General features: G+C 68.1%; 6 protein-coding genes. 1 reads left to right on the top strand and 5 read right to left on the bottom strand.

Annotated elements, in window-relative coordinates; translation table 11 throughout:
* Positions 1-138: 138 nt before the first annotated feature.
* From QK444_RS34010 to QK444_RS34030, 5 genes are all read right to left on the bottom strand, one after another.
* Positions 139-987, bottom strand: coding sequence for a hypothetical protein (locus QK444_RS34010; RefSeq protein WP_282786120.1), 849 nt, complete (start codon positions 985-987; stop codon positions 139-141).
* Between the two features lie 9 nt (positions 988-996).
* Entirely contained in the window at positions 997-1,566 is a 570-nt protein-coding gene (locus QK444_RS34015) for a hypothetical protein (protein ID WP_282786121.1), read from the bottom strand.
* 71 nt (positions 1,567-1,637) lie between these two features.
* Positions 1,638-1,763, bottom strand: coding sequence for a hypothetical protein (locus QK444_RS34020; protein ID WP_282786122.1), 126 nt, complete (start codon positions 1,761-1,763; stop codon positions 1,638-1,640).
* Positions 1,764-1,828: 65 nt separating this feature from the next.
* The gene (locus tag QK444_RS34025) at positions 1,829-2,083 is read right to left on the bottom strand and encodes a hypothetical protein (RefSeq protein ID WP_282786123.1); all 255 of its coding nucleotides are present in this window, start codon (positions 2,081-2,083) and stop codon (positions 1,829-1,831) included.
* A complete protein-coding gene (locus QK444_RS34030) occupies positions 2,080-2,325 on the bottom strand; it encodes a hypothetical protein (RefSeq protein ID WP_282786124.1) in 246 nt (81 codons plus the stop codon). The genes QK444_RS34025 and QK444_RS34030 overlap by 4 nt, the downstream gene beginning before the upstream one ends.
* Before the next feature lie 164 nt (positions 2,326-2,489).
* On the opposite strand from QK444_RS34030, the gene QK444_RS34035 reads away from it, so the two are divergent.
* A complete protein-coding gene (locus tag QK444_RS34035) occupies positions 2,490-3,692 on the top strand; it encodes a helix-turn-helix transcriptional regulator (RefSeq protein WP_282786125.1) in 1,203 nt (400 codons plus the stop codon).
* Positions 3,693-3,721 lie beyond the last annotated feature (29 nt).

Consider the following 3,721-nt stretch of genomic DNA (forward strand, 5'->3'; position numbering starts at 1 on the left):
CGGCGGCGCGCCCGGGGTAGGGGCGGCCCGCGGGCCCCCGGGGCCCCCCCCGGACAAAGGCCCCCCCCCCGGGGCCCCCGCCCCCCCGCCGCCGCCGCAGCCGAGCAGCCGAGCAGCCGAGGCAACGGAGGCCGGTCGCTATCGCTCGCGCGCGATGCCGCGCTCGATTCCCCGTGCGTTCCGCCCCGCACGGGTCGTACCGCCACGCGACGCCACATCCTGATCTTCGCGCACAACCTCGCCAGGCATCGGACCGGACCGGAGCAGGATATTGATCACTTCGTCGGGTGCCCGCGGCATCTTCGCTCGTAGCGCCTGTTCCTGTGCTTCCCGCGCGAGCCGAAGCTCTCGTGCCGCCTTCTCGGCCACCGCGCGGGCCGCAGCTTCCTGAGTCCTGGCGATCTCGCGTGCGCGCTCGGCACGTTCCCTGGCCCGTTCCTGCTGGCGCAGCCGGGTGGAGTCGAACAGCTCGAGCTGTTGCCCCCGCGCTTCCTTCTCCAGCTGCTTGCCGAGAGCGATCGCGCGATTAACTTCCTCCCGGGTGGCCTTCTCGACGGTGAACCTGCCGGGGAACAACGCGAGCATCTTGTCCATCTGGCGTTGAACAGCGGGATCGACACGCGCGTCCACACGGATCAGCCAGCCGCCGCGCGCATTCGGATCGGCCTCGAGGATGTGCCGATCCTTCGCCAACTGGAGAAGGCTGTCCGCGCGGATGTGACGGCCCGACTTGTATTCGGAGAACTCTCGCCCGCCGCGATCACGGGCGGTGTCGTGCACCCGGTCACCGAACGGGGTGCTGATCCGCTGCTCGTTCTTCCAGCCGTTCTCGCGCGTCTCGCCGCGCATCTGGGCCATGCCGCGATGGAAGAGGCGGCCCTTCTCGTTGTGCTTGCGACCCCGCTCGCGCTCGCGCCGTCGTTCTGCCTGCTGTCTGCGAATCGCTTCGGCTTCCCTGCGCCGTCGGGATTCGTCATCGGTGGACATGGCATCGGGCTAGGCGAGACCGTGCTGCTCCCTCACTTCTCGGAGGTCGTGCGGTAGCCCGTGCGCGTCGGCGTAAGCGATTGCGCGGGAGTAGATTTCCGTGCCGATCTCCAGGAAGAAGTCCGGGCCGTCGTCTGCTTCCACGGCCCGGAACAACCAGTCGGTGATGTCGTCGGGAGACGCACCGTGGCGGTACCCGATCGCCGGAGTGAAGCGCATCCCGTACAGCACGCTTCCATCCTGGAAACTCTCGTTGAACCACTCGCCGCCCGCCCGCTGACGCAGGGTCTCGCCGATATAGCACACGAACTGATCGGCAAGGTCAGCGTTGTCGGGCTCGGTGAGTGCGTCCCCGTCGGGCAGCAGGTGCTCGAACGCATCGGCTACCCAGTTCAACATCGTGTCGCTGTAGCGGTCCGCCTCCGGCATCGGCGGAACTCCCGGCACCGCGGGTAGGGTAGCGGCGAACAGCCTGTCGACTTGGGCGGCGATCCGCTCGGGCCGCGCCCACTCCTGCCATGCCGGATTGTTCTGGGCTTGTTCGTCGAGCCATTCTGAGGTTGATGCGTCGTCGCTCATGGCCGAGGCCCCCTCGCGTCGTGTCAAGGTCGAAAGATACTACTTCTGGGTCTTATGTCGGATCGCGTAGGTCATGCCACCGCCCGATGCCGACCGTTACCCGCAGCGTCGGTCCCGTGTGCGGCCTCGCGGGCAAGCCGCTCGATCACCAGGGCGACGGTCAGCTCGTCGGCCGGGACGGGCTTGCTCTGCCGCATCACCAACCACCACAGCGCGTACACATTTCCGCCAATTAGTAACGTCCACAACAGAATTGAGATCATCAGTTCCCCTCGACTTCATGGTCTGCAACCGAATCGGGCTCGACGTCGATCACCTCGGGCTCGCCACCAGCCGGCAGCGCGAGCGCGTCATAGACGTCGCGCCCCAATTCCTCGAATTCACAAACAGGCCAACCGCTGTCATCGATCGGGCGCAGCACCCCGTCGCTGCCGTGCACGAACGCCATCGGCCCGCCGGTGCGCTCGTGTGCCTGCTGGCACTGGTCGAGGCGGCCGGGTACGCGCTCGCCCGTCACACCCGTACCTGCCGTCTATTCACACCCACCGCGGCGGCGAGTTCGCGGCCGGTGGCGGTGATCTGGTAACGCGCTGATCCGGACGGGCACACGACCGCGCCGCGATTGGCGAGCTCGCCGACCGCGATCCGCGTGCGTAGTCCGAGGCATCGGGCTTCGCGGGCGAGCTGATCGACCGACAGCGCCCCGCCGTGGATGAGAGCGAAGAGGATCGCCTCTTGCGCCTTGCTGACTCCCCGCATGCTGGTCCTCCTGAGAACCGGATTTCGCTGGGCTACCCGGCGGCGAAGCCTCGAATGTGAGCCCCGCCACCAGGGGCAATTCCGAGCCTGCGACAAATCCCCGATGCGAACTCCCACAATCTGTGGGAATCTGGCGATCAGGGGATCGACTGATTGGGGCGATCATGGGTGACCCGAACGACGGCGTCGGCAAGCGGATCTCGACCGCGCGCAAGATGGCAGGGATGACACAACGCCAACTCGCGGCGAAAGCGAACGTGTCCTACTCGGCCGTCTCGAAGGCCGAGAGCGGCGAACGCGCCGCGACAGCGCCGCTGATCGCCGCCTGCGCCAAAGCCCTGCGGGTGAGCATCACCGACCTGACCGGTCAGCCCTACACGCCCACGACCAAAGCCGACCGCGAGCTGCACGCCGCGATCTCCCTGCTGCGCAGCGAACTCGTCGCCTACGACCTCGACGACCCCGATCTCGAGGTTCGGCCGCTGCCGCAGATCACCGAGGATGTCCTCGCGGTCCGGCGTATGCGCCGCGACGTCGCCGCCCACAAGCTCGCCGCCGCGCTTCCACATCTGCTGACCGAAACCCGCGCGCTGGCCCACCGCAAACACGGGCAGGTCGAAGGCGACCGCGCGTTCGTGCTGCTCGCCGAGCTCTACTACTCCGCGCGCTCGATGGCCCACAAACTCGGATACCTCGACCTGTCCGCCATGGCGATCGACCGCATGTCATGGGCGGCGGAGAAGTCCGGAGATCCGCTGTGGATCGCCGCGAGCCAGTTCCACCGCGCTTCCCTGCTGACCTCCGGCGGCGACTACCGGAACGCGCTCGCCTTCCTCGAACGCAGCCGCGCCGAGGTCGAAGCCCGCCTCGGAACCGGCGAGGAATCCGACCTCATCGCCTGGGGCGGACTGCACCTCCAATCGGGCTTGGCCGCAGCACGAGCCGGAGACCAGGGCGCCGCCGATGCCCACCTCGCCGAAGCAACCGACACCGCCGCCCGGCTCGGACACGACCGCGACCCTGTGCTTACCTTCGGGCCGGTGAACGTGGCGATCTGGGGTGTTTCTCTCGGCGTCGAGGCGATGGACAGCGCGAAGGCGCTCGACCGCGCGGCGTCGCTGGTGCTGCCGCCCGGCACGCCGCGCAGCCGATCCGGACACCACTACATCGACGTCGGCCGGGCGTGGCTGCTACAGGGCGGTCATCACCGCGACGTCATGAAAGCGCTGCTGACCGCGAAGAGCATTGCACCGTCGATGGTTCGGTACCACCCGATGGTGCACGAGACCGTGCTGCAACTGGCCCGTGAGGAAGCACGCGCCACCGAGAGCGTGCGCGGGTTCGCCACCTGGTGCGGGCTCACGTAACAGCTCGGCCGCCATCCGCTCAGCTGCGC

This window comes from Nocardia sp. CC201C (assembly GCF_030010695.1).
GTDB classification, from domain to species: domain Bacteria; phylum Actinomycetota; class Actinomycetes; order Mycobacteriales; family Mycobacteriaceae; genus Nocardia; species Nocardia otitidiscaviarum.